This is a genomic window from Streptomyces sp. NBC_00536 (assembly GCF_036346295.1).
In the GTDB taxonomy this organism is placed as follows: Bacteria; Actinomycetota; Actinomycetes; order Streptomycetales; family Streptomycetaceae; genus Streptomyces.
The window spans coordinates 2,117,567-2,131,223 of the sequence record NZ_CP107819.1 but is presented as its reverse complement, the minus strand read 5'-3'; the positions used below and the strand labels follow the sequence as shown (position 1 = coordinate 2,131,223).

The 13,657-nt window shown below is 72.2% G+C and carries 11 protein-coding genes; 8 read left to right on the top strand and 3 right to left on the bottom strand.

Annotated elements, in window-relative coordinates:
* Window positions 1-32 precede the first annotated feature (32 nt).
* Window positions 33-317 carry a hypothetical protein gene (locus OHS33_RS09175; RefSeq protein WP_330329879.1) on the bottom strand — a complete coding sequence of 95 codons (285 nt, stop codon included), beginning with the start codon at window positions 315-317 and terminating at the stop codon, window positions 33-35.
* An 803-nt stretch (window positions 318-1,120) separates the two neighbouring features.
* A complete protein-coding gene (locus tag OHS33_RS09170; RefSeq protein ID WP_330329878.1) occupies window positions 1,121-3,034 on the bottom strand; it encodes a CAP domain-containing protein in 1,914 nt (637 codons plus the stop codon).
* A gap of 134 nt (window positions 3,035-3,168) precedes the next feature.
* Between OHS33_RS09170 and OHS33_RS09165 the strand changes: the two genes are divergently transcribed.
* Window positions 3,169-3,348 (top strand): hypothetical protein, encoded by a 180-nt coding sequence (locus tag OHS33_RS09165; protein ID WP_330329877.1) that lies wholly within the window; start codon window positions 3,169-3,171, stop codon window positions 3,346-3,348.
* 69 nt (window positions 3,349-3,417) lie between these two features.
* On the opposite strand, the gene OHS33_RS09160 is transcribed toward OHS33_RS09165, so the two are convergent.
* Window positions 3,418-4,266, bottom strand: a complete 849-nt coding sequence (locus OHS33_RS09160; RefSeq protein WP_330329876.1) for a hypothetical protein — start codon at window positions 4,264-4,266, stop codon at window positions 3,418-3,420.
* Between the two features lie 567 nt (window positions 4,267-4,833).
* On the opposite strand from OHS33_RS09160, the gene OHS33_RS09155 reads away from it, so the two are divergent.
* The 7 genes from OHS33_RS09155 (at window position 4,834) to OHS33_RS09125 (ending at window position 13,648) form a co-directional block, all read left to right on the top strand.
* Window positions 4,834-5,589, top strand: a complete 756-nt coding sequence (locus OHS33_RS09155; RefSeq protein ID WP_330334972.1) for a serine protease — start codon at window positions 4,834-4,836, stop codon at window positions 5,587-5,589.
* 262 nt (window positions 5,590-5,851) lie between these two features.
* The gene (locus tag OHS33_RS09150) at window positions 5,852-6,508 is read left to right on the top strand and encodes a response regulator transcription factor (RefSeq protein ID WP_330329875.1); all 657 of its coding nucleotides are present in this window, start codon (window positions 5,852-5,854) and stop codon (window positions 6,506-6,508) included.
* Window positions 6,505-7,701 (top strand): sensor histidine kinase, encoded by a 1,197-nt coding sequence (locus OHS33_RS09145; protein ID WP_330329874.1) that lies wholly within the window; start codon window positions 6,505-6,507, stop codon window positions 7,699-7,701. Before OHS33_RS09150 ends, OHS33_RS09145 begins: the two co-directional genes overlap by 4 nt.
* Before the next feature lie 11 nt (window positions 7,702-7,712).
* Window positions 7,713-8,045 carry a chorismate mutase gene (locus OHS33_RS09140; protein WP_330329873.1) on the top strand — a complete coding sequence of 111 codons (333 nt, stop codon included), beginning with the start codon at window positions 7,713-7,715 and terminating at the stop codon, window positions 8,043-8,045.
* Between the two features lie 81 nt (window positions 8,046-8,126).
* Window positions 8,127-10,646, top strand: coding sequence for an aminopeptidase N (gene pepN, locus OHS33_RS09135; protein WP_330329872.1), 2,520 nt, complete (start codon window positions 8,127-8,129; stop codon window positions 10,644-10,646).
* Window positions 10,647-10,808: 162 nt separating this feature from the next.
* Window positions 10,809-12,236 carry a pyridoxal phosphate-dependent decarboxylase family protein gene (locus OHS33_RS09130; protein WP_330329871.1) on the top strand — a complete coding sequence of 476 codons (1,428 nt, stop codon included), beginning with the start codon at window positions 10,809-10,811 and terminating at the stop codon, window positions 12,234-12,236.
* Window positions 12,233-13,648 carry a lysine N(6)-hydroxylase/L-ornithine N(5)-oxygenase family protein gene (locus tag OHS33_RS09125; protein ID WP_330329870.1) on the top strand — a complete coding sequence of 472 codons (1,416 nt, stop codon included), beginning with the start codon at window positions 12,233-12,235 and terminating at the stop codon, window positions 13,646-13,648. The genes OHS33_RS09130 and OHS33_RS09125 overlap by 4 nt, the downstream gene beginning before the upstream one ends.
* Window positions 13,649-13,657: the final 9 nt, after the last annotated feature.

Below are 13,657 nucleotides of genomic sequence, written 5' to 3'. Positions count from 1 at the left end.
ATGTTGTCCATCGCCCGAGCTTTTTTTGGACGTCAGCCCATGGCGCCTCGCAGGCTGTGCGCGCCGTGCAGGGGGCCGCGCAGGCCGGTTGGGGTGGGAACCCCGCTCGCGCCGAGGAACTGGCGCACCGAGATGATGTTCGCGGCGCTGGTGACGGTGGCCTCGGACGGGACGGTCCGGTGCTCGAAGCCGTTGGTGACCTGCACGGTGAACCGGTACGCCGTACGGGGCCGCAGCGGCTGGTCCGTGGTGAACGTCCCCGAGTAGTTCGCCCCGTGCGGAACGATGTTGTGGGTGTGGAGCCGGGGCTGGTCCACCGGCCCCCAGAAAATGTTGCCACGGAGCCGCCCAGCACGGTGCCGGCGTACCGCTGGACCACGTTCGCGGGCAGGTCGACTTCCCGGACCGCGCGGCCGTCCATGGGGCCGGTGACGGGGCCGGTCGGGAACTCGATCCAGACTTCGTCGGGGTCCTCGGGGTCGGGGACGAGGTGAGGAGGTCGCCCACCTCGATCGCCCCGAAGGAGGCGTCGACCCGGCAGTAGGTCTTGCCCACCATGGCGATGGGCCGGGCGCCCTCACCGCATCCGGAGTCGAGGATCATCCCCGGCCGGTAGGTGCCGGCTCCGGCGACGATCCCGATGGCCCTCTTGTCGTAGGCGCGGTCGCTCGGTGCGATCCGGCCGTCCTCGTCGAGGCTCATGAGGGTGCCCGGTTCGCAGGCGGCCGCGGGCCGCGTCTCGAAGAGCTCGGCGAGGTCGCCGCCGACGAGCCGGATGTCCCCGGTGACTTCGAGGTCGCCGTTGACCGCCACCCTCCCCTGGAACACTCCTGCGGGACCGTGCTTGCTGGTGCCGAACACGCCCGCGCCGTTGAGGCTCTGCCCGACGACTCCCGAGCCGTCGGCCTTGTTCTCGCCCCGGTGTTGCTGCCGTGGACCCCGGCGCCTCCGGTCGTGCTCGAACTGATGCCGGCGACGCCGTGCCACGTGCCGCCGTCTCCGCGGACGCCTACGGATCCGCCCTGGCCGAAGACCGCGATGCTGTCGCCGTCGGACAATCCGTGGAAAGCCGGTTCACCAGTGGTTCTGTTCTCGACAGTCGCCATGGACCCTCCCTGCGCTACTGCGGGGCTGCGCTGTTGGGGGGTGCGATGTTGAAGGAGCCGTGGCCGGACCAGGCGCCTGCTGCGCTGGCGCCGTCCCACCAGTCGGTTCCGATGGATCCGTCGGTGCCGATCCAGAAGACGTCGAGGTGGCCTTCTTTCTGGGATACGGCGCTGATCGCTGAGTTGGGGGTGGCGCTGTTGGGGGGTGCGATGTTGAAGGAGCCGTGGCCGGACCAGGCGCCTGCTGCGCTGCCGCCGTCCCACCAGTGGGTTCTGACGGAGCCGTCGGGGCCGATCCAGAAGACGTCCAGGTGGCCGTTTTTCTGGGACACGGTGGTGATTCCTGATGTGGGGGCCGCGCTATTGGCCGGTGCGATGTTGAAGGAGCCATGGCCTGCCCAGGCGCCGGCTGCATTGGCGCCGTCCCACCAGTGGGTTCTGACGGAGCCGTCGGGGCCGATCCAGAAGACGTCGAGGTGGCCGGCTTTCTGGGACACGGTGGTTATCGCTGAATTGGGGGCCGCGCTGTTGGCGGGGGCGATGTTGAAGGAGCCATGTCCGCCCCAGGCGCCTGCTGCGCTGCCGCCGTCCCACCAGTCGGTTCTCACGGAGCCGTCGGGGCCGACCCAGAACACATCCAGATGACCATCCCGCTGCGACACGGTGGTGATTCCTGATGTGGGGGCTGCGCTGTTGGCCGGTGCGATGTTGAAGGAGCCGTGGCCAGCCCAGGCGCCGGCTGCATTGCCGCCGTCCCACCAGTCGGTTCTGATCGAGCCGTCGGGGCCGATCCAGAAGACGTCGAGGTGGCCGTCCTTCTGGGACACGGCGCTGATGGCTGAGTTGGGGGCCGCGCTGTTGGGGGGTGCGATGTTGAAGGAGGTGTGGCCGGACCAGGCGCCTGCTGCGTTGGCGCCGTCCCACCAGTCGGTTCTGACGGAGCCGTCGGGGCCGATCCAGAAGACGTCCAGGTGGCCGGCTTTCTGGGACACGGTGGTAATCGCTGAGTTGGGGGCTGCGCTGTTGGGGGGTGCGATGTTGAAGGAGGTGTGGCCGGACCAGGCGCCTGCTGCGTTGGCGCCGTCCCACCAGTCGGTTCTGACGGAGCCGTCGGGGCCGATCCAGAAGACGTCCAGATGACCATCCCGCTGCGACACAGCGCTGGTGCCACGGAAGGGCGCTTTGGATGACGGTGCCGGTGGAACCGGGCCGCCGCCGGTCGGAATGGCCCGCTGCGTGTTGATGTTGCCTGCGGCGCTGTACCGGCAGACCAGAATCCACCCCGTGCTGTTCGCCACGGGTACGTCTTCCTTCACGCCACAACCGACCGTGGTGGTGGGCGACTCGGGGGCCATCCACACCATCTGGGAGTAATGACCCCATGCGTGGAAATTGGTTCCGGAGGCCGAGTTGCTGTTGACCGGGGCGTTAGTGTCGGCGTCGAACTTGGCTTTCTCGGATATCCAGCTGAAGCCCACTGAGGGGTCCAGTGCCATCATGGGCTGCGCCGGCCCGGGGAAAGCGTTGAAAAGGTTCTCGCCCTCGTTGCCATTCGTGGCACGGCTGCTGTGGTGGAGCCCGCCGCCCTGGCTGGATGCGGGGTCATCGGCCCAAGCCTGCGCGTCACAGGCGAGCTTGGCATCCCATGTCACAGAAACCAGCGGAAGGCCGGGATGGAATTTTTGGATGGCCTCGCGGCGTGCGTCGTTGTGCGCACGGACGATATTGGCGGCGTCGGCGTCGCTTATCTGCGAGCCCGTGCCGGGCGGAGCGTTCTGTGAAGGGCATGTGGGTGACTTCTCGGGGGATTTCACATCTGAAGCAGGCCCTGAAGCCGTGAGTGCGTATGCGGAAACGGCCGAGGTCGGGCCCGTCATGAAAAGGCCACAGAGAAGCGCAACCGCCGTCGCGAAAGAGTTCGGTTTCATCGAACACCTCGACGTGGATTTTCACCGAAGGTCAGAGGGGCGATGAGATCATTGTCGCCCCTTCGGGGAGGATCCGCTCGGCGGAAGCCGCGGAGGGGGGTGTTCCGGGGCGGGCGGCCGGGCACACCCCGCACATGAGCACGAACGCCATCATCATGTGGGGTGTCCTGGCGTCGTTCGTCGCCTTCTTCGTGCTCGGCTGGCTGGCGAGCCGGAGCCGGGGCAGCCCTCCGCTGCGCGGGCCGGGCGATGAGGACGGCGACGGCTGCGGGGGCGGGGGTGACGGGTGCGGATGCGGGTGCTCGGACGCGTGAGCCGGGTGCGGCGGGGGCTGCGGGGGAGGCTGCGGAGGCATGTGGCCCCGGCCGGGCCGGGGTTGCGGCTCAGGTGTCGCACTCCAGCACCGTGTGGCACACCCCGCAGCGCGCCCGCAGCCGCCCGCGCACCGGGACGCGCAGCCGCTGCCCGCACACCGGGCAGGGGAAACTGACCGGCTGCCCGGCCCGCTTGTCCCTCGCATAGCGCCGCCGCTCCAGCAGGCCCGCCCCGGCCAGCGGGGCCCGGCGCCAGTCCCGGCGGGCCTCCTCGCGTCCGCGTACGTAAGCCTCGTACGCCTGGGGGCTGGTGAACCAGGTTGAGAGGTCCTCACCCAGCAACTCCCCGCGCTTGGCGAGTACGTACCCGAACTCCTCCGGGGTCAGATAGCCGAGCTTCTGGTGGGTGAGCGCGTCCTCGCGGTAGGCGTCCAGCAGCAGCCAGCCCGCCCCGAGGTAGGCGGCGGCGGTGTCGGTGAGGATCTCGTTGTCGGCGGTGTCGGGAAAACCGAGGCCGAGGCGGTGCAGCAGGACGTGCGTGACCTCGTGCGAGAGGGCGGCGGCCAGATCGCGCCGGTGCGTGCGGAAGCGGTCGTTGACCTCGATGAAGTACTCGGGCCCGGCGGTGAGTTCGACGGTGGCCGCGTGCTCCATCTCCCGGAAGCTGATGATCATCCGGGCGTCGGGGAGCCGGAAGTGGCGGACCATGGCGGAGGCCACGCGGTGGGCGCCGAGGTGCAGGTCGTCGGTGTCGGGGAAGGCGGCGTCGGTGGGGGCGAAGGCCGTTGCGTACGCGTGGATGCCGGTGGTCGACAGGCGGCGGTGCAGGGCGCTCAGCGCGCTGCGGATGGTGGTGAGGTGCGGGAAGCCGTGCCTGATGGGGCTGTTCCGGCTGCCGCCCCCGCTGCTCTTCGTCATCCGTCCTCCTCGGACAGCCTGTCCTGCCTGAGCCGTCTCGGCCTCGCCGGTGAACTGGGCCACTTCAGCCTCGCCGGCGTTTGAGGCGCGGGTCTGGGCGGGGCCCGGGTGCTGCCGCCACCCTCAGCCTCGCCGGCGTTTGAGGCGCCGGTCCGGGCAGAGCCCGGGTGCTGCCGCAACCCCCAGCCTCGCCGGCGTTTGAGGCGTGGGGTCTGGGGCGGAGCCCCAGGGGCCCCGCAGGGGACGACGGCCCTTGCGGGCCGCCCCGGGCTCTGCCCGGACCCGCGCCTCAAACGCCGGCGGGGCTGAGGGTGGCCCGGCGGGGGTGGGGGTGGCCCGGCGGGGCTGAGGTGGCCGGGGCCCGCAGGGGGCCGGGTCGGAGCTTGGCCGGAATGGGGGTCTTGTGGGGGCGCCGGGTGGGATGTGACATGGACCCGTCATGTTCGCCGTCCTCGCGGCGGCTTGCGCGACGCAAACACGCACCGCCCCACCCCCACGAAAGGCAGCGTGCCGACTGTGTTGCAGACCCAGACCCAGACCCAGACCCGGACCCGGAAGAGCCTCAGCCTGCTCCGCCGTACCCTCGCCATCGCGGCGGTCGCCCTCGCGGCCGTCAGTCTCCAGCCCGGTTCCGCCACCGCCGCCCCGACCCCCGTCGTCGGCGGCACCCGCGCGGCCCAGGGTGAGTTCCCCTTCATGGTCCGCCTCTCCATGGGCTGTGGCGGCGCCCTCTACAGCTCGCAGATCGTGCTGACCGCCGCCCACTGCGTCGACGGCTCCGGCAACAACACCTCCATCACCGCCACCGCCGGGTCCGTCGACCTCAACAGCTCCAGCGCCGTCAAGGTCAGGTCCACCAAGGTGCTCCAGGCCCCCGGCTACAACGGCAAGGGCAAGGACTGGGCCCTGATCAAGCTCGCCAAGCCCATCAACCAGCCCACCCTCAAGATCGCCGACACCACCGCCTTCAACAACGGCACCTTCACCGTCGCGGGCTGGGGAGCCACCCGCGAGGGCGGCGGCCAGCAGCGCTACCTGATGAAGGCCACCGTCCCCTTCGTCTCGGACGCCGCCTGCCAGGCGGCCTACGGCAGCGACCTGGTCCCCGGTGACGAGATATGCGCCGGCCTCGACCAGGGCGGCGTGGACACCTGCCAGGGCGACTCCGGCGGCCCGATGTTCCGGCGCGACGACGCCGGGGCCTGGATCCAGGTCGGCATCGTGAGCTGGGGCGAGGGCTGCGCCCGGCCCGGCTTCCCCGGTGTCTACAGCGAGGTGTCCACCTTCGCCAGCGCGATCCGCGCCGCGGCCGCCACGCTCTGATCCAGATCCAGATCCAGATCCAGATCCAGATCCAGACCAGCACCGACTCTCGTCCTTCCGGCCGTGCGGGATGCGGCCGGAAGGACGAGGCCCTTCGCCCCATATGTACGTAAGGTCGAGCGCAGTACCGCGAGGCCGGCACAGCGCCGTCCCCGCCCCGCGGTCGCCTCCCCGCGGTCCGCTGTGCGGTTGCGGTCCGACACGCGCCCCGGTCCCATGGGAAGGGTCCAGCGGCGACGGGCGACAGTGGGGCAGGCACGGCATGGCGATCAGTGTGGTCATCGCGGACGACCAGGAGATGGTCAGAACCGGATTCCGGATGATCCTGGAGAGCCAGCCCGACATCGAGGTGCTCGCCGATGTGGTCGACGGCGAGGCCGCGCTCCTCGCGGTCGAGGAACACCGGCCCGACGTGCTCCTCCTCGACATCCGCATGCCCCGCCTCGACGGCCTCGAAGTCACCCGGCGACTCGCCGGACGCGACAAACCGCGCATCGTCATCGTCACCACCTTCGACCTCGACGAGTACGTCCACGCGGCGCTCCACGGCGGCGCCTCGGGCTTCCTCCTCAAAGACGCGAGTCCGGCCATGCTGGTTGAAGCGGTCCGCGCGGCGGCCGTCGGAGACTCCCTCGTCTCGCCCGCCATCACCGTGCGGCTGCTGCGCGAAATGGCCCCCCGCACCCCCGCCGCCGTGGCCGCCCGGCGCCCCGCCGAACCGCTCACCGAGCGCGAGGTGGACGTCGTACGCTGCCTCGCCCGCGGTATGACGAACGCCGAGATCGCCGCCGAGCTGTACGTGTCCCTCTCCACCGTGAAGACCCATCTGGCCAACGTCCAGGCCAAGCTCGACGCCCGCAACCGGGTCGAGATCGCGGCCTGGGCCTGGGAGAGCGGCCTGGCGGCGAGCACGGCGTGAGCCCGCTCGCCAGCTGGTCGCGGCGGCATCCGCAGGCCGCGGCCCGGATCCGGGTCGGGCTCACCCTGCTGCTCCTCGGGCTCGTCAGCTTCGAGGCCGCCGTCCTGACCCGCCAGCCCACCGTCCCGCACGCCGTGATCCTGGCCTCCGGGGTCCTCGTCTGCCTCAGCGCGGCGCCCTGGCCCGGGATCGGCCTCGTCCCGCGCGCCTCGTTCGCCGCCGCCGTGACCTGGTCCGCCACCGGCTTCCTCATCTTCGTCAACGACCCCATCAAGGTCTGGGGCGCGGGCGAGGCCATAGCGCTCCTGGTCCTGCTCAGCGGCGTACTCCTGCGCACTCCCGCCCGTACCGCGGCCGTCCTCGGGCCGGTCCTCGGCCTCGGCTGCATGGCCGTGCCCGTCCGGGACTCCGACCCCGGCCGCTTCACCCTCCTCTTCTCCGTCCTCGCGGTCGTCGTCACCGCCTACTCCCTGCTGCTGCGCCTCCAGGCCGTCCAGCGCCGCCGCGAGGTGCGCGCCGTCCGAACCGCCGAACGTCTGGAACTCGCCCGCGAACTCCACGACCTGGTCGCCCACCACGTCACCGGCATCGTCGTCGAGGCCCGCGCCGCCCGCTTCACCAACGTCTCCGCCGAACGCGCCGCCGAGATCCTCGGCCGCATCGAAACCGCCGGTGACGAGGCCCTCGGCTCCATGCGCCGCCTCGTCACCGTGCTCCGCGAGGACGACGGGGGACCCGGCACCGCCCCCGTCGCGGGCCTCGACGACATCCGCGAACTCGCCACCCGGTTCTCCGTCACCGGCCCGCCCGTCGTCCTCTACATCGAACAGGGCCTCGCCGATACCCTCCCCGGCGATGTCGCCGCCACCGCCCACCGCATCGTCCTCGAAGCCCTCACCAACATCGGCAAGCACGCGGCCACCGCCACCGCCGTCCGGATCGGCCTGCGCACCGTCCGTACCGGCCTCGAAGTCCGCGTCGCGGACGACGGCGGCCGCCCCGCCAGGCTCTCCGAACAGGCCCGCGGCGGCGGTTACGGCCTCGCGGGCATGACCGAACGCGCCGAGGCCATGGGCGGCACCCTCAGCGCGGGCCGCGCCCCCGAAGGCGGCTGGCTGGTCACCGCGATCCTCCCCTTCACCAGCCGTCTCACTGGCCGAGCGGCCGAAGACCCCGTCCCACCAGCCACGTAAGCTCGGGAACCATGACGAACAGCGACATCGACAGCGGCATCGACGAGAACGTCCGTGAGGAACTGGCGCGGCTGCGGGACAGCATCGACAACATCGACGCGGCCGTGGTGCACATGCTCGCCGAACGTTTCAAGTGCACCCAGCAGGTCGGCCACCTCAAGGCCAAGCACCAGCTGCCGCCGGCCGACCCGAACCGCGAGGCCAGCCAGATCGCCCGGCTCCGCCAGCTCGCCGAGAACGCCAAACTCGACCCGGCCTTCGCCGAGAAGCTCCTCAACTTCATCATCGCCGAGGTCATCCGGCACCACGAGACGATCGCCGCGGGCGAGGACACCGACGCGTAGCCGACGCCCCGTCGCCGCGTCGCGCGCGCCCGGGCCCCTCGGCCCTGTGGCGCGCGCCGTCGTTTTGGCAGCATGGGGCGCATGTCCGCACTGACGCGCAACGAAGCGCAGACCCGAGCCGCCCTCCTCGACGTCCACCACTACGCCGTCGCCCTCGACCTCACCCGGGGAGACGACACCTTCGACTCCACCACCGTCATCCGGTTCAGCGCCCGCGCCGCCGGTGACACCTTCGTGGAGCTGAAGCCGGAGGAACTGCGCTCCGCCGTGCTCGACGGCAGCCCGCTCGACCCCGCCGCACTGACCGGCAACCGGCTCCCGCTCACCGGGCTCGCCGAGGGCCCCCACGAGCTGCGCGTCGAGGCGGCGATGCGGTACTCCCGCACCGGCGAAGGCCTCCACCGCTTCACCGACCCGGCGGACGGGGAGACGTACGTCTACAGCCAGATGTTCCTGGACGACGTGCAGCGCGTGCTGCCCGCCTTCGACCAGCCCGACCTCAAGGCCGTCTTCGAATTCACCGTCACCGCGCCCGCCCACTGGAGCGTCATCGCCAACGGGACCACCGAGCGGACCGGGCAGCGCGACGCGGACGGCGCCGGAATCTGGAAGTCCGCGCCCACCCCCGTCATCTCCACCTACCTCGCCGCGGTCGCCGCGGGCCCCTGGCACACCATCCGCACCGAACACGCCGGGCTGCCCTTCGCCGTGCACTGCCGGCAGTCCCTCGCGCCCCACCTCGACGCCGATGCCGAGGAGATCCTCGGCATCACCACGGACTGCTACGACCGCTACCACGAGAAGTTCACCGAGCCCTACCCCTTCGACTCCTACGACCAGGCCTTCGTCCCCGAGTTCAACGCGGGCGCCATGGAGAACCCCGGCCTGGTCACCTTCCGCGACGAGTACATCTACCGCTCCGCCGTCACCGACACCGAACGCCAGTGGCGCGCCGTGGTCATCGCCCACGAAATGGCCCACATGTGGTTCGGTGACCTCGTCACCCTGCGCTGGTGGGACGACATCTGGCTGAACGAGTCCTTCGCCGAATACATGGGCTACCAGATCCTCACCGAGGCCACCCGCTTCACCGGCGCCTGGACCGACTTCGGCCTCGCCCGCAAGGCCTGGGGCTACGACGCCGACCAGCGGCCCTCCACCCACCCCGTCGCCCCCGACCCCGAGGCCGTCCCCGACACCGCCTCCGCCCTCCTCAACTTCGACGGCATCTCCTACGCCAAGGGCGCCTCCGCCCTGCGCCAGCTCGTCGCCTGGCTCGGCGAGAAGGACTTCCTCGCCGGGATCAACACCCACTTCCAGCGGCACAAGTTCGCCAACGCCTCCCTCGCCGACTTCGTGGACTCCCTCGCCGCCCACACCGGACGCGACGTCCACACCTGGGCCGACACCTGGCTGCGCACCACCGGCACCGACACCCTCGTCCCGCGCGTCGAGGACGGCGCCGACGGCTGGACCCTCACCGTCGACCGGCAGGGCAGCCGCCCCCACCACATCGCCATCGGCGCCTACGACGACGTACCCGGCGAGGACGGCGTCCTCGAACAGCGCGTCCTGCTCGACCTCGACCTCCCCACCGGCGAGGTCATCTCCGGCGTCGGCCCCCGCCCCGCCCTGCTCCTCCTCAACGACGGCGACCTCAGCTACGCCAAGGTCCGCCTCGACCCCGGCTCCTGGGACACCGCGCTGCGCGCCCTCTCCGGCATCCCCGACGCCCTCACCCGCAGCATCATCTGGAACGCCGCCCGCGACATGGTCCGCGACGGCGAACTCCCGCCCGCCGCCTACCTCGCGGCCGCCGCCGCCCACCTCCCGCGCGAAGGCGACCTCGCCATCGTGCAGAGCGTCCTCGGCTTCGCCCGCGCCCACATCGCCGACCGCTACCTGCCCGCCGCCGAGCGCACCGCGGCGCTCGCCACCCTCACCTCCCTCACCCGCGCCCTCATCCGGCGCACCGAGGACGGCGCCGAACCCGGACTGCGCCTCGCCGCCGTCCGCACCTTCATCGACAGCGCCACCCAGCCCGACACCATCGCCGCCTGGCTCGCCGACGGCACCGTCCCCGGCGGACCCGAACTCGACCCCGAACTGCGCTGGCGCGTCCTCGGCCGGCTCGCCGCCCTCGGCGCCGTCGGCGAGGGCGCCATCGACGCCGCGCTCGCCGCCGACCCCAGCGCCACCGGCGAGGAAGGCGCCGCCCGCTGCCGCGCGGCCCTCCCCGACGCCGACACCAAGCAGGCCGCCTGGGACCGGATGTTCCACGACGACACGCTGTCCAACTACCTGTTCTCCGCCACCGCCCAGGGCTTCTGGCAGCCCGAACAGGCCGAACTCCTGCACGCCTACGTGCCCCGCTTCTACCCCGAGGCCCTCGGCCTCACCGCCCGCCGCGGCCCCGCCATCGCCGAAGCCGTCGGCCGCTACGCCTTCCCCGTCCACGCCATCGACCAGGACAACCTCCGCGCCGGACAGGACTGCCTCGACCAGGGCGAGCCCATCCCGCTGCTCCGCCGCAAGCTCATCGACCAGCTCGACGACCTCGCGCGCGCCCTGCGCGTACGGAGCGGACCGGCGGCCGACTGACGGGCGTCCAACGGGCCGGCGGCTGACCGGCGGCTGACCGGCGGGTGAAAAACAACCACCGGACAAACCCCGGCGGTTACCCCATTCGGGTCGGATCGTTGTACCGGGCGGGGCCCGGCGGGGCCGCGCCCCGCGCCCCGCCCAGCTTCCGTGAGGACCCGCGTGACGACCCGCACGACTCCACCGCACGGCACCCCGCCCCCGCTGCCCCCGCTCGCGGGCGGCAGCGGGGGCGCCGACGCGCTGCGGCCCCTCCTCGACACCGTCCTCGACGCCCTCACCACCGGCGCCGCCGCCCGCGGCGGCCCCCTCCCCGCGGGCGGCCCCGACGCCGTCGCGGCCAGGGTCAGCGCCGCGCTGGGCGACGTACTGCCCGCGCACGGCCACGGTGACCACGAAGCCCTGCGCACCCTCGTCCACACCCTCGCCGCGGGCGCCGCCGACCCCGCCGACCCGCTGTGCGCGGCCCACCTGCACGGACCGCCGCTCGCCGTCGCCGCCGCGGCCGACCTCGCCGCCAGCGCCCTGAACCCGTCGCTGGACTCCTGGGACCAGGCCCCCGCCGCCTCCGTGATCGAAGCGCTCCTCACCCGCGCCCTCGCCGCAGAGCTGTACGACACCCCGCGCCCCGACGCCCTCGTCACCACCGGCGGCACCGAAGCCAACCAGCTCGCCCTGCTGCTGGCCCGCGAACGCCACCGGGACGAGGGCCCGCTCACCGTCCTGCACGGCGCCAACGCCCACCACTCCGTCCCCCGCTCCGCCTGGCTCCTCGGCCTCCCCCCGGCCACCGCGATCCCCACCCCCAGCGGCACCCTGCACCCCGCCGACCTCGATGCCGCCCTCACCCGGGCCGCCCGCACCCGGCCCGGACCGGTCCTGGTCACCGCCACCGCGGGCACCACCGACGCCGGACTCATCGACCCCCTCGACGCCCTCGCCGACGTCTGTGAGCGCCGTGGCGCCGACCTCCACGTCGACGCCGCGTACGGCGGCACGCTCGCCCTCAGCCCCCGCCACCGCCCCCTCCTGCACGGCCTCGGCCGCGCCCGGTCCATCACCCTCGACCTGCACAAACTCGGCTGGCAGCCGGTCGCCGCCGGGCTCCTCGCCGTCCCCGACAGCGCCCTGCTGGCCCCCCTCGCGCACCAGGCCGACTACCTCAACGCCACCGACGACACCGAAGCGGGCCTGCCCGACCTGCTCGGCCGCTCCCTGCGCACCACCCGCCGCCCCGACATCCTCAAGATCGCCGTCACCCTGCGCTCACTCGGCCGCGACGGCCTCGCCCGGCTCATCGACGGCACCTGCGACGCCGCCCGGCAGCTCGCCCGCCTCATCGACGCCCACCCCGGCTTCGAGCTCCACGCACCCCCCACCATCAGCACCGTCCTCTTCCGGCCCGTCCCCACCGACGACGCCCGGCTCGCCGGGATCCGCCGCACCCTCCTCCTCGAAGGCCGCGCCGTCCTCGGCCGCGCCACCGCCGACGGCCGCTTCTGGCTCAAAGCCACCCTGCTCAACCCCCACACCACCACAGGGGACCTCGCCACCCTCCTGACCCTCCTGGAAGGCAGCACCCACCGATGACCGCCCCACTCGAAGCACCCCATGACCTCGTCGGAATCGGCATCGGCCCCTTCAACCTCTCCCTCGCCGCCCTCGCGCACGGCCTCCAGCAGCAGGAGTTCTCCGACGGCGGCCTCGCCACCGCCTTCTACGACCAGCGCCGCGACTTCACCTGGCACCCCGGCCTCCTCATCGACGGCGCCACCCTCCAGGTCCCCTTCCTCGCGGACCTCGTCACCCTCGCCGACCCGGCCAGCCCCTGGACGTTCCTGAACTACCTCAAGCACAAGGAACGGCTCTTCCCCTTCTACTTCGCCGAGCGCTTCCACATCCAGCGCGCCGAGTACGACGCCTACTGCCGCTGGGTCGCGGGCCAGCTCCCCGGCCTGCACTTCGGCCACCAGGTCGACGCCGTCCGCTGGAACCCCGAACGCAGCCTCTTCGAAGTCGACTTCACCCAGCTCGACGCCGACGGCGAGGCCGAAGCCCTCGGCCGCACCTACACCCGCAACCTCGCGCTGGGCATCGGTACCGCCCCCTACGTCCCCGAACCCCTGCGCCCCCTCGCCGACGCCCCCACCGTCCCCGTGATCCACTCCGCCGACTACCTCGACAACCGGCAGCGGATCCTCGGCGCGGAACACGTCACCGTCATCGGCTCGGGCCAGTCCGGCGCCGAGGTCTTCCTCGACCTGCTGCGCGCCCGCCCCGCCGGCCGCGAACGCCTCACCTGGCTCGCCCGCACCCCCTCCTTCGCCCCCATGGAGTACTCCAAACTGGGCCTGGAGCACTTCACCCCCGACTACACCCGCTACTTCCACGACCTCCCCGAGCCCGTACGGGACAAGCTGCTGCCCGCGCAGTGGCAGCTCCACAAGGGCATCGACGCCGACACCATCGCCGCGATCCACGACGAGCTGTACCGGCGCACCCTGCACGGCGGCTGGCCCGACGCCGTCCTCACCCCCGGGGTCAGCGTCCGCACCGCGGGCCGGGTCGCGACCACCAAGGTCGAACTCCACCTCGAACACCTGGAGCAGGGCACCCGCTCCCGGCTCACCACCGACGCCGTCGTCCTCGCCACCGGCTACCGCGAACGCCCCCTCGGGCAGCTCCTGGCCGGCCTCGACCCGTACATGCGCAAGGACTCCTCGGGCCGTCCGCGCATCGACGACCGGTACCGGATGAAGCTCGACCCGACCGTCACCGGGACCGTCTACGTCCAGAACGGCGAACGGCACACCCACGGCGTCGGCGCCCCCGACCTCGGGCTGGCCGCCCACCGCAGCGCCACGATCCTCAACACCCTGACGGGCAAGGACCCCTACCCGCAGCCCGCCCGTACCGCCTTCACCTCCTTCGGCCTCGAACAGCGCGAAGCCGCCCGCCCGAGGGTCCCCGGCGCGCTGCTGCCGCTGGTCGAACACCCCTGAGGCGGGGCG

What these genes read in the sequence shown, in the direction of transcription:
- OHS33_RS09170 (WP_330329878.1), bottom strand. Translation starts at nt 3,034, where the DNA reads ATGAAACCGAACTCTTTCGCGACGGCGGTTGCGCTTCTCTGTGGCCTT.
- OHS33_RS09165 (WP_330329877.1), top strand. Translation starts at nt 3,169, where the DNA reads ATGAGCACGAACGCCATCATCATGTGGGGTGTCCTGGCGTCGTTCGTC.
- OHS33_RS09160 (WP_330329876.1), bottom strand. Translation starts at nt 4,266, where the DNA reads ATGACGAAGAGCAGCGGGGGCGGCAGCCGGAACAGCCCCATCAGGCAC.
- OHS33_RS09150 (WP_330329875.1), top strand. Translation starts at nt 5,852, where the DNA reads ATGGCGATCAGTGTGGTCATCGCGGACGACCAGGAGATGGTCAGAACC.
- OHS33_RS09140 (WP_330329873.1), top strand. Translation starts at nt 7,713, where the DNA reads ATGACGAACAGCGACATCGACAGCGGCATCGACGAGAACGTCCGTGAG.
- pepN (WP_330329872.1), top strand. Translation starts at nt 8,127, where the DNA reads ATGTCCGCACTGACGCGCAACGAAGCGCAGACCCGAGCCGCCCTCCTC.
- OHS33_RS09125 (WP_330329870.1), top strand. Translation starts at nt 12,233, where the DNA reads ATGACCGCCCCACTCGAAGCACCCCATGACCTCGTCGGAATCGGCATC.